General features: G+C 60.0%; 22 protein-coding genes. 16 read left to right on the forward strand and 6 right to left on the reverse strand.

The window, feature by feature from the left end; translation table 11 throughout:
• Window positions 1–69 precede the first annotated feature (69 nt).
• The 5 genes from rfbB (at window position 70) to ACI77D_RS01920 (ending at window position 5,479) form a co-directional block, all read left to right on the forward strand.
• On the forward strand, window positions 70–1,152 hold the full coding sequence (gene rfbB / locus ACI77D_RS01900; protein ID WP_262666784.1) for a dTDP-glucose 4,6-dehydratase: 1,083 nt from the start codon (window positions 70–72) through the stop codon (window positions 1,150–1,152).
• A gap of 43 nt (window positions 1,153–1,195) precedes the next feature.
• Window positions 1,196–1,741, forward strand: coding sequence for a dTDP-4-dehydrorhamnose 3,5-epimerase (gene rfbC / locus ACI77D_RS01905; protein ID WP_221293660.1), 546 nt, complete (start codon window positions 1,196–1,198; stop codon window positions 1,739–1,741).
• Between the two features lie 65 nt (window positions 1,742–1,806).
• A complete protein-coding gene (locus ACI77D_RS01910; protein ID WP_064450216.1) occupies window positions 1,807–3,615 on the forward strand; it encodes an ATP-binding protein in 1,809 nt (602 codons plus the stop codon).
• A complete protein-coding gene (locus ACI77D_RS01915; RefSeq protein ID WP_064450215.1) occupies window positions 3,612–4,997 on the forward strand; it encodes a sigma-54 dependent transcriptional regulator in 1,386 nt (461 codons plus the stop codon). The genes ACI77D_RS01910 and ACI77D_RS01915 overlap by 4 nt, the downstream gene beginning before the upstream one ends.
• Window positions 4,998–5,023: 26 nt before the next feature.
• Window positions 5,024–5,479, forward strand: a complete 456-nt coding sequence (locus ACI77D_RS01920; protein ID WP_262666781.1) for a thioesterase domain-containing protein — start codon at window positions 5,024–5,026, stop codon at window positions 5,477–5,479.
• A 127-nt stretch (window positions 5,480–5,606) separates the two neighbouring features.
• Here the strand turns inward: ACI77D_RS01920 and cysQ are convergent, their stop codons facing one another.
• Together cysQ and nudE are read right to left on the reverse strand one after the other, a co-directional pair.
• Window positions 5,607–6,443 (reverse strand): 3'(2'),5'-bisphosphate nucleotidase CysQ, encoded by an 837-nt coding sequence (gene cysQ / locus ACI77D_RS01925; protein WP_053253812.1) that lies wholly within the window; start codon window positions 6,441–6,443, stop codon window positions 5,607–5,609.
• The gene (gene nudE / locus ACI77D_RS01930; protein ID WP_064450212.1) at window positions 6,440–7,006 is read right to left on the reverse strand and encodes an ADP compounds hydrolase NudE; all 567 of its coding nucleotides are present in this window, start codon (window positions 7,004–7,006) and stop codon (window positions 6,440–6,442) included. Before nudE ends, cysQ begins: the two co-directional genes overlap by 4 nt.
• Before the next feature lie 87 nt (window positions 7,007–7,093).
• On the opposite strand from nudE, the gene yrfG reads away from it, so the two are divergent.
• On the forward strand, window positions 7,094–7,759 hold the full coding sequence (yrfG, locus tag ACI77D_RS01935) for a GMP/IMP nucleotidase (RefSeq protein WP_407015947.1): 666 nt from the start codon (window positions 7,094–7,096) through the stop codon (window positions 7,757–7,759).
• 92 nt (window positions 7,760–7,851) lie between these two features.
• Here the strand turns inward: yrfG and lysM are convergent, their stop codons facing one another.
• A complete protein-coding gene (gene lysM, locus ACI77D_RS01940) occupies window positions 7,852–8,292 on the reverse strand; it encodes a peptidoglycan-binding protein LysM (protein ID WP_053253809.1) in 441 nt (146 codons plus the stop codon).
• Between the two features lie 128 nt (window positions 8,293–8,420).
• Between lysM and ACI77D_RS01945 the strand changes: the two genes are divergently transcribed.
• From ACI77D_RS01945 to ACI77D_RS01960, 4 genes are all read left to right on the forward strand, one after another.
• Window positions 8,421–9,308: a LysR family transcriptional regulator gene (locus ACI77D_RS01945; RefSeq protein ID WP_064450210.1), complete on the forward strand. Its 888-nt coding sequence runs from the start codon at window positions 8,421–8,423 to the stop codon at window positions 9,306–9,308.
• 97 nt (window positions 9,309–9,405) lie between these two features.
• Window positions 9,406–10,245: a formate dehydrogenase accessory sulfurtransferase FdhD gene (fdhD, locus tag ACI77D_RS01950; RefSeq protein ID WP_064450209.1), complete on the forward strand. Its 840-nt coding sequence runs from the start codon at window positions 9,406–9,408 to the stop codon at window positions 10,243–10,245.
• Window positions 10,242–12,590: an FdhF/YdeP family oxidoreductase gene (locus ACI77D_RS01955; protein ID WP_221293656.1), complete on the forward strand. Its 2,349-nt coding sequence runs from the start codon at window positions 10,242–10,244 to the stop codon at window positions 12,588–12,590. Before fdhD ends, ACI77D_RS01955 begins: the two co-directional genes overlap by 4 nt.
• Window positions 12,591–12,864: 274 nt before the next feature.
• Window positions 12,865–13,344, forward strand: coding sequence for a glycine zipper domain-containing protein (locus ACI77D_RS01960; RefSeq protein WP_064450207.1), 480 nt, complete (start codon window positions 12,865–12,867; stop codon window positions 13,342–13,344).
• A 148-nt stretch (window positions 13,345–13,492) separates the two neighbouring features.
• Here ACI77D_RS01960 and ACI77D_RS01965 read toward each other — a convergent pair whose 3' ends face one another.
• The 3 genes from ACI77D_RS01965 to ACI77D_RS01975 all read right to left on the reverse strand — a co-directional run bounded on the left by ACI77D_RS01965 (window position 13,493) and on the right by ACI77D_RS01975 (window position 17,346).
• Window positions 13,493–13,924: a thioesterase family protein gene (locus ACI77D_RS01965; protein WP_064450206.1), complete on the reverse strand. Its 432-nt coding sequence runs from the start codon at window positions 13,922–13,924 to the stop codon at window positions 13,493–13,495.
• Window positions 13,925–13,947: 23 nt separating this feature from the next.
• Entirely contained in the window at window positions 13,948–15,885 is a 1,938-nt protein-coding gene (locus ACI77D_RS01970) for an ATP-dependent DNA helicase RecQ (RefSeq protein ID WP_407015948.1), read from the reverse strand.
• Window positions 15,886–16,170: 285 nt separating this feature from the next.
• The gene (locus ACI77D_RS01975; protein WP_069553447.1) at window positions 16,171–17,346 is read right to left on the reverse strand and encodes a tetratricopeptide repeat protein; all 1,176 of its coding nucleotides are present in this window, start codon (window positions 17,344–17,346) and stop codon (window positions 16,171–16,173) included.
• 175 nt (window positions 17,347–17,521) lie between these two features.
• Here ACI77D_RS01975 and ACI77D_RS01980 point away from each other — a divergent pair, with 175 nt between their 5' ends.
• The 6 genes from ACI77D_RS01980 (at window position 17,522) to ACI77D_RS02005 (ending at window position 21,289) form a co-directional block, all read left to right on the forward strand.
• On the forward strand, window positions 17,522–17,692 hold the full coding sequence (locus tag ACI77D_RS01980) for a YhfG family protein (RefSeq protein WP_096236773.1): 171 nt from the start codon (window positions 17,522–17,524) through the stop codon (window positions 17,690–17,692).
• The gene (locus tag ACI77D_RS01985) at window positions 17,692–18,291 is read left to right on the forward strand and encodes a putative adenosine monophosphate-protein transferase Fic (protein ID WP_407015949.1); all 600 of its coding nucleotides are present in this window, start codon (window positions 17,692–17,694) and stop codon (window positions 18,289–18,291) included. The genes ACI77D_RS01980 and ACI77D_RS01985 overlap by 1 nt, the downstream gene beginning before the upstream one ends.
• Before the next feature lie 300 nt (window positions 18,292–18,591).
• A complete protein-coding gene (locus ACI77D_RS01990; protein ID WP_064450202.1) occupies window positions 18,592–18,912 on the forward strand; it encodes a hypothetical protein in 321 nt (106 codons plus the stop codon).
• A gap of 274 nt (window positions 18,913–19,186) precedes the next feature.
• A complete protein-coding gene (locus ACI77D_RS01995) occupies window positions 19,187–19,639 on the forward strand; it encodes a hypothetical protein (protein WP_407015950.1) in 453 nt (150 codons plus the stop codon).
• Window positions 19,640–19,908: 269 nt separating this feature from the next.
• A complete protein-coding gene (locus tag ACI77D_RS02000; protein ID WP_064450201.1) occupies window positions 19,909–20,265 on the forward strand; it encodes a DUF1493 family protein in 357 nt (118 codons plus the stop codon).
• A 160-nt stretch (window positions 20,266–20,425) separates the two neighbouring features.
• Window positions 20,426–21,289 carry an EamA family transporter gene (locus ACI77D_RS02005; RefSeq protein WP_407015951.1) on the forward strand — a complete coding sequence of 288 codons (864 nt, stop codon included), beginning with the start codon at window positions 20,426–20,428 and terminating at the stop codon, window positions 21,287–21,289.
• The last annotated feature ends 53 nt before the right edge of the window (window positions 21,290–21,342 follow it).

A 21,342-nucleotide genomic window follows, 5' to 3' on the forward strand; every position in this document is an offset into this window, starting at 1 on the left:
GCACCGCCCGGCCTCACAACTCAAGCTATGCTCTCGCTTAATGACCGTCTAAGGAAAAGGCTCTCTGACATGCGCATTCTCATCACCGGCGGTGCCGGGTTTATCGGTTCTGCACTGATTCGCCACCTGATTCAACACACCGAGCACGAAGTGCTCAACCTGGACAAACTCACCTATGCCGGCAACCTGGAGTCGCTGACCAGCATCGCGTCCAACAGCCGCTATGAGTTCGTGCAAGCCGATATCATCGACCAGGCCACCGTCAGCGCCGTGCTGGCACGCTTTGAGCCCCAGGCGATCATGCACCTGGCAGCCGAGTCGCACGTCGACCGTTCCATTGACGGCCCGTCGGACTTTATCCAGACCAACATCGTCGGCACCTACAGCCTGCTGGAAGCCACGCGCGCCTATTGGCAAACGCTGGCCGAACCGGCCAAGAGCGCGTTCCGCTTCCACCACATTTCCACCGACGAAGTGTATGGCGACCTCCACGGTGTGGACGACCTGTTCACCGAAACCACTCCTTACGCGCCAAGCTCCCCGTATTCGGCCAGCAAAGCGGCCTCCGACCACCTGGTCCGCGCCTGGCAGCGCACCTATGGCCTGCCGGTGCTGCTGACCAACTGCTCGAACAACTACGGGCCGTTCCACTTCCCCGAGAAGTTGATCCCGCTGGTCATCCTCAATGCCCTCGCAGGCAAGCCACTGCCGGTCTATGGCGACGGTTTGCAGGTGCGCGACTGGCTGTTCGTCGAAGATCACGCGCGTGCACTGCTCAAAGTCGTGACCGAGGGTGAAGTCGGCGAAACCTACAACATCGGCGGTCACAACGAGCAGAAGAACATCGACGTGGTACGCGGCATCTGTGGCCTGCTGGAAGAACTGGCGCCACACCGCCCCGCCGGCGTAGAAAAATTCACCGACCTGATCACCTTCGTCAAGGACCGTCCTGGCCACGACCAGCGCTACGCGATCGATGCGAGCAAGATCGAAGCCGACTTGGGCTGGGTCCCTGAAGAAACCTTTGAAACCGGCCTGCGCAAGACCGTGCAGTGGTATCTCGATAACCTCGACTGGTGCCGCAGGGTCCAGGACGGTAGTTATCAAGGTGAGCGACTCGGCAATACCGACGCAAAAGATCTGATCGCATAAGGATCTGATCACACGACCTGTTCACCTCGGCGAGGCAAACCCAATGAATGTAATCGCGACTGAGCTGCCCGATGTGTTGATCCTCGAACCGAAGGTGTTTGGCGATGAGCGCGGCTTTTTTTATGAGAGCTTCAACGCCAAGGCTTTTGCTCAAGCCACAGGCCTGCAGTTGGAGTTTGTGCAGGACAACCACTCCCGTTCGCAAAAGGGCGTGCTGCGCGGCTTGCACTATCAGATCGAAAATACGCAGGGGAAACTGGTACGTGTGACTGCCGGTGAGGTCCTGGATGTGGCGGTGGATATCCGCCGCAGTTCGCCTGATTTCGGCAAATGGACCAGCGTGCGCCTGTCCGCCGAAAACAACCGCCAGTTGTGGATTCCACCCGGGTTTGCCCACGGTTTTGTAGTGCTCAGCGACCACGCCGAGTTCCTCTACAAAACCACGGACTACTACACTCCTTCCGCAGAGCGTTGTATCCGTTGGGACGACCCGCAGCTCAATATTGACTGGCTGCTGGACGGGGCTCCGACCTTGTCGGCCAAGGATCAAAACGGCAAGTTCCTGGCAGAGGCCGACGTGTTTCCTTGACCGGCGAGTGTCTTGCACGACAGCCCTAGGCATAATGCGCCTGTACCCACAGGCGCATGACTCCCATGACACCACCCCTTCCGCGAAGACCCCGCTGGCGCAGCCTTGCGTTGTTGGCGTTGTGCCTCGCGCCGCTGCTGTGGCCGCTGGAACATCTGGCCGAGCGGTATTACCGCAGTGAACTGGCCGGGCAAAACCGCCAGACCCTCGATCTGTACGTCGCCAACCTGCTCGGCACCCTGCACCGCTATGAGGTGCTGCCGCAAATCCTCGGCGACCTGCCCGCCCTGCGTACCGTGCTGGATGCGCCCCACGTCAGCACCAACCTGACCAACGCCAACCGGCTGCTCAAGGACGTCGCCGCCCAGGCCGGTGTGGAAGTGATGTACCTGATGGACACCACCGGCAAAACCCTCGCCGCCTCCAACTGGGATAAACAGGACAGCTTTGTCGGCCGCAACTTCTCGTTTCGTCCCTATTTCAGCGAAGCCATGGCCGGGCACCTGGGGCGGTTTTTCGGCCTGGGCACCACCTCGGCCAAGCGCGGCTACTTCTTCGCTGCCGCCGTTCACGATGGCGATAAAATCATCGGCGTGCTGGTGGTCAAGGTTGACCTGGACCACACCGAAAGCCTGTGGGGCAACACGCCAGAACAACTGCTGGTGACCGACCACAACGGCGTGGTGATCCTCACTTCGCGCCCGCAATGGCGATTCCGCGCCACCCGTCCGCTGACCGCCGAGGAACGCCAGGCGATCATCGCGATCCAGCCCTACCCGACGCGCGACCCGCAGCCGCTGGCGCTGAGTCCCACAGCGTGGCTGCGCCAATCCACGGCCATCGCCGAAACCGGATGGACCGTGGAAATTCTCGCGCCGCGCTCATTGATCAATCGCCCGGTGCGTACCGTGGTGGCCGTCGGAGGCGCCGCGTTACTGGTGCTAATGCTGTTGCTGGGCTTGATGATGCAGCGCCGTCGGCATTACCTGGAGCGCATCGCGTTCGAAGCCAAGGCCCGACGCGAGTTGGAAGCCCGTGTGGTGGAGCGCACCAGCGACCTGGAAGGCCTGAACCGGCGCCTCAAACAGGAAGTGCTCGAGCGTGAGCACGCCCAGCAGGAACTGGTTCGCGCCCAGGATGACCTGGTGCAGGCCGGTAAACTGTCGGCGCTGGGGACCATGTCGGCGAGTATCAGCCACGAACTCAATCAGCCCCTCGCGGCGATTCGCAGCTACGCGGAAAACGCCGAGATCCTGCTCGACCATGAACGCACCAACGACGCACGGGGCAACCTCAAACTGATCAGCGAACTGACGGGGCGCATGGCCTCGATCATCGCCCACCTGCGCGCATTCGCCCGACGCGACCGCCACGCCCCGGAAAGCGTGGCCTTGCAACCGGCACTGGATGACGCGCTGGCGTTACTGGCCAAGCGGCGGCGGTCGATGGAGGTCGAGCTGATCCGTGACTTGCCGGAAGCCACCCTATGGGTGCAAGCCGGGGAAACGCGTCTGCGTCAGGTACTCGGCAACCTGCTGGCCAACGCCCTTGACGCCCTGACCGAAAAAGGCCCGCCGCGCAAACTCTGGTTGAGTGCCCAAACCACCGAACAGGGCGTCAACCTGTACATTCGCGACAATGGCCCGGGCTTTTGCATGGAAGCCCTGGGCCGGGCCAGTGAACCGTTCTACACCACCAAGACCCGCACCCAGGGCCTGGGGTTGGGCCTGGCGATCTGTGACACCTTGATGCGTGCCTTTGGCGGTGAACTGCTGTTCGCCAACCACAAGGAAGGCGGCGCACTGTTAACCTTGAAATTGCGTGCCGGCTCGCCGGGCGTCAGTCTGCAACCGTCCGAGGACCGCAGTGTATGAGTATCGATAACCAGATTCAGGTGGTGCTGATCGACGACGATCCCCACCTGCGTCAGGCCCTGTGCCAGACCCTGGACCTGGCCGGGCTGAAGGTCCTGACCCTGGGCGAAGCCACCGGCCTCACTGCGCGCCTGTCTCGCGACTGGCCGGGCGTGGTGGTCAGCGATATCCGCATGCCCGGCATGGACGGCCTGGAGCTGCTCGCCGAACTGCATGGCCAGGACCCTGAACTGCCGGTATTGTTGATTACCGGCCACGGTGATGTGCCGTTGGCGGTGCAAGCCATGCGCGCCGGCGCGTATGACTTTCTCGAAAAACCGTTCGCCAGCGACGCCCTGCTCGACAGCGTCCGCCGCGCCCTGGCCCTGCGCCGTCTGGTGCTGGACAACCGCAGCCTGCGCCTGGCCCTCAGTGATCGCCAGCAACTGAGTACGCGCCTGGTCGGGCACTCACCGCAGATGCTGCGTCTGCGCGAGCAGATCGGCGCCCTCGCAGCGACCCGTGCCGACGTGCTTATCCTCGGCGAAACCGGGGCCGGCAAAGAAGTAGTGGCCCGCGCGCTGCACGACCTGTCGAGCCGGCGTAGCGGACCGTTTGTGGCGATCAACGCCGGGGCCCTGGCCGAGTCAGTGGTCGAAAGCGAGCTGTTCGGCCATGAGCCCGGCGCTTTTACGGGCGCGCAGAAACGCCGTATCGGCAAGTTCGAATTCGCCAACGGCGGCACACTGTTCCTCGATGAAATCGAAAGCATGAGCCTGGATGTACAGGTCAAACTGCTGCGCCTGTTGCAGGAGCGCGTGGTTGAGCGCCTGGGTGGCAATCAGCTGATCCCGCTGGATATCCGCATTATCGCGGCCACCAAGGAAGACCTGCGCCAGGCCGCCGACCAGGGCCGCTTCCGGGCCGACTTGTATTACCGCCTCAACGTCGCGCCGCTGCGCATTCCGCCGCTGCGCGAGCGCGGTGAAGATGCACTGATGTTGTTCCAGCACTTTGCCGACGAAGCCAGCAGCCGCCACGGCCTGCCGCTGCACGAGCTGCAACCGGGCCAACGGGCGCTGCTGTTGCGTCATAGCTGGCCGGGCAATGTGCGCGAACTGCAAAATGCGGCGGAGCGCTTCGCCTTGGGGCTGGAGTTGGCACTCGATGCCACGGCGGACAATCCCGCCACCGGCGTCCTGACGTCCACACCCGGCGGCTTGAGCGAACAGGTCGAACAGTTCGAAAAAAGCCTGATCGCCGCCGAACTGACCCGCCCCCACAGTTCGGTCCGCAGCCTCGCCGAAGCCCTCGGCGTGCCGCGCAAGACCCTGCACGACAAACTGCGCAAACACGGCCTGAACTTCGCCGACAGCGCCAGCCACAACGCTGACGACGAATGACCCTGCCCACTCGCCAAGAGGCCATCATGAGCCGCGACAGCCGTTACCTGGAATCCATCCTTCATCACGACATCCCCCTCACTCGGGAGATGGGCCTCAAGGTGCTCGATTGGCAACACGACCAACTGCAGCTGCACCTGCCCTTGCAGGCCAATATCAACCACAAGAGCACGATGTTCGGCGGCAGCCTCTATTGCGGCGCCGTGCTGGCGGGTTGGGGCTGGCTGCACTTGAAACTGCGCGAAGAAGGCATTGAAGACGGGCATATCGTGATTCAGGAAGGGCAGATCAGTTACCCGCTGCCGGTCACGCGGGATGCAACGGTGGTGTGCCCGGCACCGGAAGAAAAGGTGTGGAAGCGGTTTTTGGCGACGTACAAGCGCTATGGCCGGGCGCGGTTGACACTGGAGACGTGGATCGTCAACGAAGGCAGTGCAGAACAGGCCGTGTCCTTCACCGGCCAATACGTCCTGCACCGCTAGAAGCCACAACACAAAACAACTGTGGGAGCTGGCTTGCCTGCGATAGCGGTAGATCAGTCACTGAAGCGGTGACTGTCAGACCGTTATCGCAGGCAAGCCAGCTCCCACATTTTGATTTTTTGAGGCCTTAGGAACGCGCCAGGGTCAGCAATCGCTCGCGCCACGCAGCCTTCGCCGGCAACGCCAAAAAGAACGGGTTCAACAACGAGGCCCGTGCCGGATAACTGAACGGCTCGCCGCTCAATTCCAGCACCTCGCCCCCTGCGCCTTCCAGTACACCCTGGGCCGCAGCGGTGTCCCATTGCGATGTTGGCGCCAGGCGTGGGTAGCAATCGGCGCTGCCCTCGGCCAGCAGACAGAACTTCAGCGAGCTGCCGATATTCGCCAGTTTCAATGCCCCAAGCCCTTCACTCAAACCGTCGAGCAGGCGTTCCTGTTCAGGGCTGGAATGGCGCCGGCTGGCGACCACGGTAAAGGACTCGCCCGCCGCCGGTGCCTCACGCACCTGAATCTGCTTGGGCGCGTCATTCACATCGGAGCGCCACGCCCCCAACCCGGCGCCACCGAAGTAGCAACGGCCACTGGTCGGCATCGACACCACACCGAACACCACACGGCCTTGCTCGATCAACGCAATATTGACGGTGAACTCTTCGCTGCCGGAAATAAATTCCTTGGTGCCATCCAACGGGTCCACCAACCACCAGCGCTGCCAGCCGGCACGCACGCTCTGATCGATATCAGCATCTTCTTCGGACAGCACCGGAATGCTCGGGTCGAGCGCGGTAAGGCCCGCCAGGATCAGGTGGTGAGCCGCCAGGTCCGCCGCCGTCACCGGCGAATCATCCGACTTGGCGGTAACGGCCACATCGGCGCGCCAAAACGGCAGAATCACTTCACCCGCCTGGCGAGCCAGCTCAATCACAGGGGCAATATACGGGTGGCCTAAAAACAGTTCGCTCATGCGGTAAACGCTCCACGCTGGGTCAACAGGTCTCGTACCAGATACAGTGCGGCCAGGGCGCGGCCTTCGCTGAACTGCTCGTTTTGCGCCAGTTGCGACAACTCGCGCAGGTTGACCCTGTCCACACGCATCGGCTCAGGCTCATCGCCTTCCAGGCGCTCTTCGTACAGTTCAGTGGCCAGCACCACCTGGATTTTCTGGCTCATATAGCCAGGCGACAACGACAGCTCGGTAATGTGCTCCAACTGTCGCGCGCCATAGCCGGCTTCTTCCTTGAGTTCACGGTCGGCTGCCGCCAGCACGTCTTCGCCGGGTTCGATCAACCCTTTGGGTAACGACAACTCATATTCGTCGGTGCCACCGCAGTATTCTTCCACCAGTAACGCATGGTCCTCGTCGATCATCGCCACGATCATCACCGCGCCGTAGCCGGCACCGCGGCCTACCAGGCGCTCGTAGGTTCGTTCAACGCCATTGGAAAAGCGCAGTTGCACTTCCTCCACGCGGAACAAACGGCTACTGGCGACTATTTCGCGGGCGAGTACGGTGGGTTTCTGGCGCATAAGCGGCTCCTTGGCGTGATCGGGTTACTATACCGTGGCTTTTCCGATTGTCTGTGTCGGATATCTTTACTTACATGAGAACGCCCCATGCCCTCTTTGCCCTGGCACGCCATCGACACCGTCCTGCTGGACATGGACGGCACCTTGCTTGACCTGCATTACGACAACCACTTCTGGATGGAGCACCTGCCCCAGCGCTATGCCGAGCTGCACGGCGTGACCCGGGCCATGGCCGAGATGGAGTTGCAGCCACTGTTCGAGCGTAACGCCGGACAGTTGCAATGGTATTGCCTGGATTTCTGGAGTACGGAGCTGAAGATCCCGGTGCGCGAGCTCAAGCTCGAAACCGCCCACCTGATCGCCCTGCGCGCGGATGCGGATACGTTTCTGGCAGCGGTCAAACGGGCCGGCAAACGCGTCATCCTGATCACCAATGCGCATCGTGACTCGCTGTCATTGAAACTGGAACGCATTGAGCTGGCGCCGTATTTCGAGCGGTTGATCAGCTCTCACGACTACGGTTTCCCCAAGGAAAACCTGCAGTTCTGGGATGCCCTGCAAGCCGATATCCACTTTGACCCGGCCCGCAGCCTGTTTATCGATGACACCTTGCCGATCCTGCGCAGTGCCCGGGATTTTGGCGTGGGGCATCTGCTGGCGGTGAAAGAGCCGGACAGTCGTCAGAAAGGGCCGAAGGATACTGCGGAGTTTGCGGCGGTAGACGATTACCGGGACTTGATCGTCGGCCTTTAGATCGCATCGCGGGCAAGCCCGCTCCCACATTTGGAATGCACTCTCCTGTGGGAGCGGGCTTGCCCGCGATTGCCGTTACTCGGAGTGAGGCTTTACTCAGGAATACGCAGCGTCTGCCCTGGGTAAATTTTGTTCACATCTTTGAGCAGCGGCTTGTTGGCCTCGAAGATTTTGTTGTACTGGTTGGCGTTGCCATACACCGCCAGGGAAATCGCACTCAGGGTGTCGCCCTTTTTCACCACCACAAAACGGGCGGCGGCGACGACAGGGCCGGAGACGGTAATCTGGTCATCTACAGTGGCTACACCGGCAATATTGCCCGCCGCCAGAAGGATTTTTTCTTTCTCTTCCTGGCTGGCGACTTCACCCGTGATCGTCACCTTGTCACCGTCCACGGTGGCGTGAACGTTAGGGTTACCCAGCCCTACTGCTTCGATATGTTTTTTCAACTCATCGCTGGCGTTAGCGTTACCCGGCGTCAACAGATCGATCAGCTTTTCGCCTGCTTCTTTCACGAAACTAAAAAGACTCATGGTGTGCTCTCCTTGGGTTTGATTTCCAGATGCCAAAGACTAGACCAATCCCGCAGACTTGGGTTCCAGCCGACCAAAGACCCAAACGCGCTAGAATCCCACGCCATTGGTATAAGCCCGGAGCGAAGATGGACATCAAACAGTTGAAATTCCTCATCGCCCTCGACGAGACCCGGCACTTTGGCCAGGCGGCCGCGCGTTGCCATATCACCCAGCCGACTCTGTCGATGCGCCTGCGCAACCTCGAAGAAGAACTGGACTTGCAACTGGTCAACCGTGGCCAGCGCTTCGAAGGCTTCACCGCGCCGGGCGAGCGCGTCCTGGCATGGGCACGCACCGTACTGGCGGCCTATGACGGCTTGCAGGCGGAAGCGGCGGCCTGTCGCGGCAACCTCGTGGGTACGTTGCGCCTGGGTGTGGTGCCGCTGTCGAGCTTCGATCCCCTGGCGTTGATGCAACAACTGCACAAAGAACACCCGAACCTGCGCTTTGAGCTCTCGGCATTAAGCTCTGAACAAATCCTCGAACAGCTGGCGAGCAATCGCCTGGACCTCGGTGTGTCGTATCTGGAGCGCCTCGACAACGAGCGCTTCGACTCGCTGGCACTGGGCGAAACCCGCATGGGCCTGCTCTACGACCAACGGTTTTTCAGCTTCGGCGACAAGCCGTTGAGTTGGGAAGCACTGATTGAATTGCCGTTGGGCATGCTCACCAGCGGCATGCACTTTCGTCAGTCAATCGACCACAACTTCCACAGCCGTGGGCTCAACCCGCAGCCTTTGTTACAAACCGATGCGGTGCATCAATTGTTACAAGCCGTGCACGGCGGCCTATGTTGCGCCGTGATGCCGCTGGACGGTGGCCTCGACGCCCTGACCGAACACCTGCGTCTGCAACCGATTGAAGATGCTCACACCCTGGCGCGACTGGGGCTGATCATGCGCCGTAGCGCACCCCGCTCCGCACTGGCCGAAGCCTGTTTCGCGCTGTTTCAAAAATCGCAAATCGAACCTTGATCGACGCCATCTATCGGTAGATCAGTACTGGCAATTAGACGCGACCCTTTGTCGCGCCTAGTCTAAACACTGATCAATCCCCCGGTGGTACTGCCCCATGGAAGCCAAGCGCCCAGTCTGCGCGGCGCCCGCCCCTGAAACGCCCGCGCCCGCCGCCAGTCAGAGCTACCAGTTTTGCAACCTGGAACACACTGAAGTCGCCAGCACTGCATTGGCGGAAGAAGTGGCGTTAGCGATTGCCTATAACGACATCAGCCAAGCCGTGATGCTGGTGACGCCGACGGATCTGGAAGACTTCATCGTCGGTTTCAGTATCGGTAGTGGCATTATTGCCGACGTTAGCGACATTTATGACCTGAAACTCAGCGGTTCGGGTTCTGCCCAATACGCCCAGGTTCAGATCTCCAGCCGTGCCTTCTGGAACCTCAAGCAGCAACGCCGCCAGTTGGCAGGCACCAGTGGCTGTGGTTTGTGCGGTGTGGAGGCGGTGGAACAAGCGTTGCCAGACCTTCAGGTGCTGCCCGGCGCACCGTTGCCGCCCGCCGAATGGCTCGACGGCCTGCGCCAGCGCATCAGCGCGTTCCAGCCCTTGGGCCAGTACAGCGGCGCGGTGCATGCAGCGGTATTTATGAACAACCAGGGCGAGTTGCTGATGGGCCGTGAAGACATCGGCCGGCATAACGCCCTCGACAAGTTGATCGGCGCACTGATCCGCCAAAAGATTCCGACCGACGGCAGCCTGGCAATCGTTACCAGCCGCTGCAGCCTCGAACTGATCCAGAAAGTTTTGCGCGCAGGCATCCAGACCCTGGTCAGCCTGTCGTCGCCTACCGGCCTGGCCGTGCAATGGGCCCGCCGCCACAACCTCAATCTCATCCACCTGCCGCAGAAAAGTGCGCCGCGGGTCTACAGCCCTGCGATGGAGAACCAGCCATGAGCCTGCACCACCAAGCCGACGAAACTCCGAAGCCACGCTACAAGCCCTACAAAGGCCCGGCCGGCGGCTGGGGCGCACTGATCAGCGTGGCGCAGGCCTGGCTGACCAGCGACAACGCGCTGAAAAACCTGCGCATGATGCTCAAGACCAACCAGAACGGAGGCTTTGACTGCCCGGGCTGCGCGTGGGGCGACTCGCCAGAAAGCGGGGTAGTCAAATTCTGCGAAAACGGCGCCAAGGCGGTCAACTGGGAGGCCACCAAACGCCGTGTGGATGCTGCCTTCTTCGCCAAGCACAGCGTCACTGCGCTGCTGGAGCAGAGCGACTATTGGCTGGAGTACCAGGGCCGCCTGACCGAACCGATGCGCTATGACGCCGAGACCGATCGCTATACGCCGATCAGTTGGGAAGCGGCATTCGACCTGGTCGGCAAACATCTCAACGCCTTGCCAAGCCCGGACATGGCCGAGTTCTACACCTCGGGCCGCGCCAGCAACGAAGCGGCGTACCTGTATCAGCTGTTTGTGCGCGCCTACGGCACCAACAACTTCCCGGATTGTTCGAACATGTGTCACGAGGCCAGCGGCGTGGCCCTGGCGCAAAGCGTGGGCGTCGGCAAAGGCACCGTGACCTTTGATGACTTCGAACATGCCGATGCGATTTTCGTCTGGGGCCAGAACCCCGGGACTAACCACCCGCGCATGCTCGAGCCGCTGCGTGAAGCGGTGAAACGTGGGGCCCAGGTGGTGTGCATCAACCCACTCAAAGAGCGCGGGCTGGAACGCTTCCAACACCCGCAACACCCGCTGGAAATGCTCACCAACGGCGACAAGCCGACCAACACCGCTTACTTCCGCCCAGCCCTGGGTGGCGACATGGCCATCCTGCGCGGCATGGCCAAGTTCCTGCTGCTGTGGGAGCGCCAGGCCCAGGCCGAAGGCAAAGAAGCTGTGTTCGACCACGACTTCCTCAACGAACACACGGCCAATGTGCTGGATTACCTCGGCCAGATCGACGACACCTCGTGGGATGAGATCGTCGCGCAGTCCGGCCTGACCCTGGTTGAGCTTGAGCAAGCGGCGCGCATGTACGCCAAAGGCAAGAACGTGATCATGTGCTGGGCGATGGGCATCACCCAGCACCGCCACTCGGTGCCGACCATCCAGGAAATCGCCAACCTGATGCTGCTGCGCGGCAACATCGGCCGCCCAGGCGCAGGCCTGTGCCCGGTGCGCGGCCACAGTAACGTGCAGGGCGACCGCACCATGGGCATCAACGAACGCCCACCGGTGGCATTCCTTGATTCGCTGGAGCGTCGCTTCCAGTTCCAGGTGCCCCGCCACAATGGCCACAACGTGGTGGAAGCGATCCACGCCATGCTCGAAGGCCGCTCCAAGGTGTTTATCGGCCTGGGCGGCAATTTTGCCCAAGCCACGCCGGACAGCCCGCGCACCTTCGAAGCGCTGCGCAGCTGCGACCTGACCGTGCAGATCAGCACCAAGCTCAACCGCAGCCACCTGATGCACGGCAAAGACGCGCTGATCCTGCCGTGCCTGGGCCGTACCGACATTGATATCCAGGCCGATGGCCCGCAAGCCGTCACCGTGGAAGACTCGTTCAGCATGGTTCACGGCTCAAATGGCCAACTGCAACCCCTGTCGAAGCTGATGAAGTCCGAGCCTGCCATCCTCGCGGGCATCGCCGCCGCGACCCTGGGCAGCAAACCGGTGGACTGGAACTGGCTGGTGGCCGACTACGGGCGCATCCGCGACCTGATCGCCGACACCATCCCAGGCTTCAAAGACTTTAACGAGAAGATCAAACACCCGGGCGGCTTCTACCTGGGCAACTCCGCCGGCGCACGCCGCTGGAACACACCTTCCGGCCGCGCCAACTTCCGCCCGAACGTGCTGCCTAAAGACCTGATCCACGAACGCACCCACGCCACGGGCCGGGTGCCGGACCTGATCATGCAATCGATGCGCTCCCACGATCAGTACAACACCACCATTTATGGCCTGGACGACCGCTACCGTGGGGTCAAGGGCCAACGTGACGTGTTGTTCGTCAACGAGGCCGACATCATCCGCCTCGGCTTCAAGCCGGGGCAGAAGGCCGACATCGTGTCGCTTTGGGAGGACGGCCGTGAGCGCCGCGTGAAAGGCTTCACCTTGCTGGCATTCGATATCCCGGCAGGCCAGGCTGCCGCCTACTACCCGGAAGTGAACCCGCTGGTGCCACTGGAAAGCACCGGGGATGGCAGCCATACACCGACGTCGAAATTCGTGGCGATTCGATTGGAAGCGGCGAGTGCGACCGGTTTGATCATGGCGCGCTCGGCCTGATTGGGATTGTTGTGGTGTGCGGGCTGGTTGTAGCGAGCGGGCTTGCCACAACAAGCAAGCCGTCACACATACTTTTTGCGAGGCACAAAAAAGGCCGCTTTTGCATAAAAGCGGCCGTTCCGAAGTAGTTAAAGACTCGCGAAAACCACTTAAGTTCCCCATACAAAACAGCAACTTAGCAAATTGTATACAACCTGTACCACTGGTCGGTTTTCGATTGTCAGTGTCTCGATACAACCTCAGGATCGCGCCGTCATCCTCTTGAGGTCTCTCTATGAAGTTCTCCTCGATTCTCTTGTTGTCCCTTGGCCTGGTCAGTGGCGCAGCCATGGCCGGTGGCACCACCGAAGCCGGTGTGGGCGGCGCATTGGGCGGGGTTTTAGGTTCAGTTGTCGGCCAGCAGATGGGTGGTAACACCGGCTCGGCCATTGGCGCAGCCCTGGGTGGCGCGGGTGGCAGTGCGGTGGGTGCCGACAAACGCAGCCGTGGCGAAGCCGCTATCGGTGGTGCCTTGGGCGCGGCCGGTGGCAACGTGGTGGGCCGCAGCATGGGCGGCAGCACGGGCAGCCTGATCGGCGCAGCCGCCGGCGGTGGTGCGGGCGGCGCGCTGGGCAACTACATGGGCAACAAGAGCGATGACGAAGACCGTCGTTATCGCGGGCGGGACAACCGTCGTTATGACCGTGACGACCATCGCGGCCGCGGCCATGCTTATGGGCATCGCAAGAACAAACATCATTACCGTGATCGGTAAGCCCGCAGTCTAAAGACAACTGCAGGCCCATGTGGGAGCGGGCGTGCCCGCGATAGCACAGCGTCAGGCGACACATCTCAACCTGACCCGCCGCCATCGCTGGCAAGCCCGCTCCCACATTTAATCTCCATTGAGCACAATGGCGGTGTCAGGCCACCAACCGCTGCAACGCCTCGCGCAACATCCCCGGAATCGCCACCGGCTGGTTCGACGCCCGATCCACAAACACATGCACAAAGCGCCCCGCCGCGCAGGCTTCCTCTTCGCCTGCCTTGAACACCGCCAACTCATACTGCACCGAGCTGTTACCCAGCTTGCCCACCCGCAGGCCAATTTCTATGCGGTCTGGAAAGGCGATCGACGCGAAATAATCGCACGCCGAACTCACCACAAATCCCACCACCTCACCGTCATGAATGTCCAACCCACCGTGTTCGATCAAGTAGGTATTCACCGCCGTGTCGAAGAAGCTGTAGTAGGTGACGTTATTCACATGGCCATACACGTCGTTGTCGTGCCAACGCGTGATGATCGGCTGGAAGTGACGGTAATCGGCGCGCAAGGGCATTGAGTCAGGCATGTGCAGGTCTCACGAAAGTGGATTTACAGATCATTCAAATGACACTCAGCCCACTCACGCACCTCGGCGTAGGGGTAGTCTTCCAGCGCAGCAAAACCGGGAATCCCCCGCGCCTTCAGCTTGGTAAACAACGGCACGCTGATACCCCCCAGGAACCGTGTCAGCCGCTCCGCACCCGGCAGCTGCCCGGTATGTTCATGATGCCTGTGGATAAAATCGCCGCACAGCCCCATGAAGTTTTTATCCACAAGCCGCGGCAAACTCGGCGGTGCAGGCAAGTGGGCTACATGGCCGTGGCACACCGAACAATGCCCACACCGCAAGGGGGCATTTTCATCGCCAAAGTACTTGGCCAAACGCTGTCCGAGGCAATGCTCGGTCGCAAAAAGCTCGAGCATGGCGTGAATTCGCGCCACCTCCGTCACCTCGTGCTGCTTGAAGCCTGTGTATAACTCTTCGCTCAATGCCTGCGGATCGAAGTCGGTATTCAGCAAGCTGTAGACCTCAGTCATCTGCTTGCTTTCCAGCTCGATCAAGCCCTGTTCCTGGAAGTAATCCAGCGCCTTCACTACACGGCTGCGCTCAGCATTGTGCTGCTGATACAGCGCGTCGAAATCCACAGTCGCCCAGGTCCTGGCGCGATTACACACCTGGATAATCGCCGCGACAAACTGCTGCCGCTCACCCGAAAAACGCGCCAACAAGGCCTCGGGCTCGATCAGGTATTTGAAACGGTATTCGGCGTAAAACGCGTAGCGCGGCGCGATCACGCCCTTGAGCTCCAACTGCACCAGCAGCGTCTTGAGCGGCAGCTCGCGGATGTTGCTGTGGTCCGACAGCGACCTCAGCAAGAACTCCCATTGCCCATCGCCCCGCGCCGCCTGCAACTCCTCCAGCACACGGCAAATGCCCGACTGCTCCGGCGTGTCGCCGTAGACAAAGTTTTCCAGCACATTGAGGCTGTCGCGGTTGGCCAACACCAGGCAGTCGGACGGCTGACCATCACGCCCTGCGCGGCCGATCTCCTGGCTGTAGTTCTCGATGGACTTGGGCAGGTCGAAATGCACCACGTTGCGGATGTCACTCTTGTCGATGCCCATGCCAAACGCGATGGTGGCAACGATGCAATTGGAGCGCCCGCCCATAAAGCGTTGCTGGATACCCTCACGTTTATCGTGGGCCAAGCCGGCGTGATAGGCCTCGGCCTGGATGCCATTGCGGTTCAGGTGTTCGGCAATCTGCTCGGCGGTTTTTTGCAGGGTGACGTAAACGATGCTCGGTTGATTGGCTCGCTCGCTCATCCAGGCGACCAGGCGCCGACGCTTATCCACACCGGCAACCGGCTCCACCAGCAAGTTGAGGTTGGGCCGGTAGAAGCCTGTGGTGATGACATCGTCCGGCGCAATGGCGAACTTCGCCTGCATGTCGGCAATCACCTTGGGCGTGGCCGTGGCTGTCAGCAGCAGGGCCTGCGGAATATTGAACTGGCGCTGGTAGTCCGGCAGCTTCAAATAGTCCGGGCGAAAGTTATGACCCCATTCGGAAATACAGTGCGCCTCGTCCACCACCAGCAAGGAGATCTGCACGCTTTGCAGGAAATGACGGAAACGCTCGTTCTTCAAACGCTCCACGGAAATCATCAGGATTTTCAGCTCGCCCGAACGTGCGCGGGCCATCACGTCATTGGCGTCATCGCGGCTCTGCGCCGAATCGATACTGCCGGCTGAAATGCCGTGGCGTTTCAAGAAGCCCAATTGGTCCTGCATCAACGCCAACAGCGGCGACACCACCAACGTCAGGTGCGGCAACAATACCGCCGACAGCTGATAACACAGGGACTTGCCCGAGCCGGTGGGGAAGATCGCCGCCGCCGAACGACCGGCCAGCACCGCACTGACCGCTGCTTCCTGGCCCAAACGAAACTGTGGATAACCAAAGACCTGTTGGAGGGTGTCGTGCATAAGCTGTCACTCCGTTGACCGCTGAACGAGCCCAAACCATAGACCAGCGTGTTCAGCGAATCGAGAAAGGTCGCAAGGAAAAAAGAGACAGGATGATACACAGGCTGAGGCATGGCCTAGGGCCGAAGTGGGAGTGTTAACTCGATATTGTGAGAAGAATACAAACCAAATGTGGGAGCTGGCTTGCCTGCGATGGCGGTGTGTCAGTCGACATAAGTATCAACTGAACCACCGCCATCGCGGGCAAGCCCGCTCCCACACTTTTAGACCTGCGCTACGGCTGAATCAGCGGTTCTGCACCCGCTCAATCGCAGTGTCATACACCGGGTTGGCCTTTTGCTCTTTCGCCAACTGGTAGTGACGCAAGGCATCCGAGAATTGCCCCGCTGCTTCGTAGATCCGCGCAATGTTGTAGTAGGCGCCTGCCCGTACGGTCGCTGCATTCGCGCCGGTCGCCAGGGCGATCGCCTTACGGTTGGCCCAGATCGACTCGGCGGTGTTGCCGGCTTTCTGATACGCCAGGCCGAGGTTGCCGTAGGCCTTCCCGAAACCATTGTCCAGATCGATGGCCTGACGGAACAGGTCAATCGCCTGGTCGAGGTTACCGGCCTGGTAAGCCGCTTCACCTTGCACGTTCAGACGCTTCGCATCGGTCTGTGCGGAAGAGCTGACAGCTACCGCCGTGACCGCCACGCTGTCATCCAGCAACCCCTTCACTTCATTGAGCACGTTCGGGGCATCAACCGTCACACCGCTGAAATTGTTGATGTCCTGGAAATCACCACTGCCGGTCATGCGGAACACGGTCCACAGGTTACCGCTGCGGTTCTTCGGCACGTAATAAGTGCGCACCAAGGATTGACCCATGTAGACAAACACCTTGGCCTCGCTGTTGGACAGCTGGCGCGAGCCTGGATTGCCGCTGTTGGTGAAGTCATGCACGGCGTAGACGTAGCTTTCGCCGTAGTGCTTTTTCTGCAGGGTGATGGTTTCCGGGCCATAGCTGTCGGTGTCATCCACATCCAGCTCGGCGTCGGTGCCTTTCTGGTTGCCGAAGAAGATGTTGTTGCCCGGGAAAATCATGTGGGAGTCGAGGTCTTCCGGGGTTTTACCCCAGGTCAGCACGACGCGCAGGCCGTCGAGGTTTTCCATCACCGGGCTGATGGCGTACGTCATGCCTTTGCAAGGGCACTTCACCACCAGGTTGGAATAGCCGGGCTTCTTGATGATCAGCAGATTGCTGGCGTCATCGGCGGCTTCGCTGGTGAGGGTCACCTGGCCTTGAGCGTTGGTGCGGCCCACCACGTTTTGTGCGCCGTTGCGTTGCAGCAGCACTTCGGCGTCGGCGATTTTCTGGTCCTTGACCACCGCACTCAGCACCTCGATCGGCAACTGTTCGGCCTGGATCGAAAAAGCCACCGCACACAATGACATCGCCGAGGCGACACGAAGCAAACCCATGCTTAACTCCCTTTAAGTGGTGGGCGGAATCGCCCGACAAGATTTTGCGGTGCAACATACGCTGAATTCGGTGGGTTGGCGTTTTTTTTGTGCGGAATGTGACGTGGTTTTTATCTCGCCTGCCCCCGCAAGCATTGCGCTACAATTGAACATTGCGACCCAGGAGTACGCTGCAATGAGCGAACCGACGTTTGAGCAAAAACAGGATCACTACCACAAGATCCGCCGTTCCAATTATCTGGCCAGCCTGCGCCTGGAAGGGTTCGACACCCAACCGGCCGACGTCGACAAACCCTTGCCGACCCGCGAAGCCGTTCTTGCCAAGTACCGCAAAACCCCACACTGATGCTCGACAAATACGGGGTGGGCCAGGACCCATACTGCTATCCCGATAGCAGCATCCTGCGCAACCGCCTCGATTTGCGCGACGAATCACTCCTGCATCAAGCCGAGCGCGAATTATCTGAAATCGCTGTAGGCAGCCTCCCGCTCTTTCCACCGCCCTACGATCTCAGCCGGCTGCAACACATACACCGCACCCTGTTCGGCGATATCTACGACTGGGCTGGTGAGCTGCGCAGCGTCAACATCCAGAAAGGCGACACCCTGTTCTGCACCCCGGAACGCATCCCGCCGGAAGCGACGAAAATCATCCAGTCCATGGAACAGGCCAACTGGTATGTCGGTGCGAGCCAGGCCGAACTGGTGCAGTTGATTGCCGAGGCTTATGGCGACCTCAATGTCATCCACCCTTTTCGTGAAGGCAACGGCCGGGCGCAGCGGATTTTATTCGAGCAGATCATTGTGAATGCCGGTTTTTCAGTGAACTGGTGGCTGGTGAAACACGCGGCGTGGATACCGGCGAACATTGATGCGGTGGCGTGTGATTATCGGGGGCTGGAGGCGATTTTTGAGCGGTGTATCAGTAAACCAGTCAGTGCTTGATCGAATCACCACCTGTTAAACCATCTGTTTATTGCTCGAAATAACGCTCACTTCTAAGGTTTGGCCCATCGCTGCCAATTCAGCGATCGGGTTTGGTCACTCGAAAACAGCACACATAAGTGCCACTACCTGCCTTGCGAACGTCTATCGTCTCGTAATGCACTGCTATGGCGGCTGTGTGTGGGACGTCTTCGGACGTGTCGGAGTGCTGTTTCCGGCTGGCCAACCCGCGCACAGTCCGCCACCCACCGTTTGGCCACGGTGATGTCGGTTACCTAACAGCAAACCGAGTACCTTCAAATGCAAATACCTGAAACGATGGATCGCTATCGTCAGCTACGCACCAATTTCACCGACACTCACCCTCTCATCATCGACACCGAAGCCACCGCCGAAGACATCCAGTCCGCCGCACACCAGCGCATCCGCGCTGCCTCCGACTTACTGGAAACCTTCACCTGCCTGACCTACGAACACGCTGACCTCAACGATATTTCCCACATCATTAACGCCTTGTACCTGCTCGTGCAGGATGGCTGTGATCTGCTGGAAGCGGCGCAACACGTTCAACTGCAACCGGCAGCCGATAACCCACCACAACCAAGCCAGCCACTGAGCTAAACCTGTGGGAGCTGGCTTGCCTGCGATAGCGGTATATCAGGCTATATTTCTGCACCTGACACACCGCAATCGCGGGCGAGCCCGACTCCCACATTGAATGGGTGTTGACCAAAAAATCACTGTCAAACCGAAAATGTCGGACAGCCCTGTGGGAAGCCGCTAAATACAGCGTAGTCCTCTTCCTAAACTGCTTAAAACAACTGCTCCGCCCTCTACATAACCCCCCTTCGCATGACCGAAACTAGCGCCCTCTCAACTGCCCCGGCAAAAATCCGTGAACCTCGAAAGGACTCAATACATCGGCCACTACGGCGTCACCTTCATAGTGATTCGCCTTACCGTTTTACCCACCCACAAGCACGTTTTGGCAAACCTTTGTTTGTTAGAATCGGGGACTTCGGCAAACGAAGTCCGCTATCGACTGGTGGATCTCTACGAAAAGATGTTCGCCCGTGATTTGCCTTGCAAGATGACAGTCGCGATCTCCAAACCCCTGAGCCGACAACAAGCTGATCTGCTCAACGAGCGCGGGTCCATCGTCACCTTACTGTTGGCTGGGGCCTTCAGCGTTCCCATTCACCCGCTTTCGAAACCTGTAGCACGCGTTGTCGGCGTCACAGTGGGTCTAATCACCAAAAACATCATTATTGACATGCTCTACCAAGCCGTCAAAGCCAAACGCTGGAACACACAGGCACTCGAAGCAAGGAGATTTCAAGCGTCATGAATATCGTCCTGCAAATAGCCTGTTTCTTCGGTTTTTACCTTGTACTGCATTACCAAATCACTGACGCTATTCTGAGAAAACGCCTTGCAGTCACATGCCTCATAACCGGCCTAGCATTGACGTTCTTATTACCCTACGTGGCAGTAATCCTCAGAATGCCCTTCCTCCCTATCTTCGTATTCTTGATAGGCTTGGCACTCTTCATCACCCGCAACAAATACCGACTAAAACGCAACCCTCTCCCTCACCCACTCCCGCGTGCGCCCACCATGAACCTGGCCCCCAACTTCCCCGAAGACCCCGCGATGCAGCAGCTTCTGCAATTGCTGCACGAAGAAATCGGCCTGCCGAAACACAAGACCCTTCGCCTCGACACCTCAATCAACTTCGACCTTGGTTGCGACCGCGCCGAGGCCAAGCAATTCATGGAGGCGTTGGAGCAGGATTTTGCGGTCGACCTGGGCGACTACGACGCTTATCGTTACTTCCAGCCGCCGGTGTTTGATGTGTTCTTGAAGCACCGCGCCAAAGGGCGTGGCGATAAGGTGCCACTGACTATTGGCATGCTCTACCTGGCCATCAAAACTCACAGCTGGGACACGCAAACCCTGGAAAACCTCAGCTGAACCCAAGAACGCTGAGCGTCAAATGTGGGAGCGGGCTTGCTCGCGAAAGCGGTGGATCAGTGAGAAATACTCTGCCTGACACACCGCTTTCGCGAGCAAGCCCGCTCCCACATGGGTTATGCGCTAACCTGGCGAATCGTTTACATAACGAGGACCTTACATGGACGTAATAATGGGCCTGCTGGCCGCCCTGCTCTGGGGCGGCACGGATTTCCTCGTGGGTCTCAATGCCCGCGCCGTGGGCGTTAAACGCGCGGTGTACTTCGGCCAGGCCCTCGGCTTTTTGATCATGACCGTGCTGCTGGTCATCTTCCCGGCGTTCCTTTTCAAATCCCTGAATACCCCGTTGAGCGTCTGGCTCATGGGCATTACGGCCGCACTGCTCACCGTCTCCGGGGCCCTTGCGCTGTCCAAGGCCTTCGCCCTGGGCAAAGCCGCCATCGTCGCGCCACTGGTGACCTCTTACGGCGTGGTCACCACGCTACTGTCCTGGGCCAGCGGCGAACACATCAGCCTGATCCAGCTCGGTTGCATCGGCCTGTGCGTCATCGGCGTGATCCTCTCCAGCCTTCACAAGGACAACGGCGTGCCCCACAACAACCCGCGCCTGTCCATCGCCTACGCCATGCTTGCAGCAACGCTGTACGGCACCAGTTTCTGGCTGCAGGGCCGCTACACGCTGCCCGCGCTGGGGCCGGTTACCATGTTGTGGCTGGGTTACCTGGTGGGCCTGTGCGTACTGGTGGTGATGGTGCTGAAGATCAAGGACGGCCTGAAGATTCCGCCACTGAAAAACTGCGCCACGTTGACCGGTGCGAGTTTGATGAACCTGGGCGGGTTCTCGGCATTTTCGTGGGGGGCGATGGCCGGGTCGGTGTCGGTGGTGACGGTGATCAGCACGCTGTCGGGCGGAATCGCGGCGATGCTGGGGTTTGTGTTTTTCAAGGAGCGGTTGTCGGCGGTGCAGGTCTTGGGGGTGGCGTTAGTGCTGGTCGGTGCGGTGGTTTTGCACATCGCCGACTAACGCTTGCGCACAAAAAAGCCGCCCACGAGGGGCGGCTTTTTTACAACAACCGA

Source organism: Pseudomonas sp. O39, from assembly GCF_045447295.1.
GTDB lineage: Bacteria > Pseudomonadota > Gammaproteobacteria > Pseudomonadales > Pseudomonadaceae > Aquipseudomonas > Aquipseudomonas antarctica_A.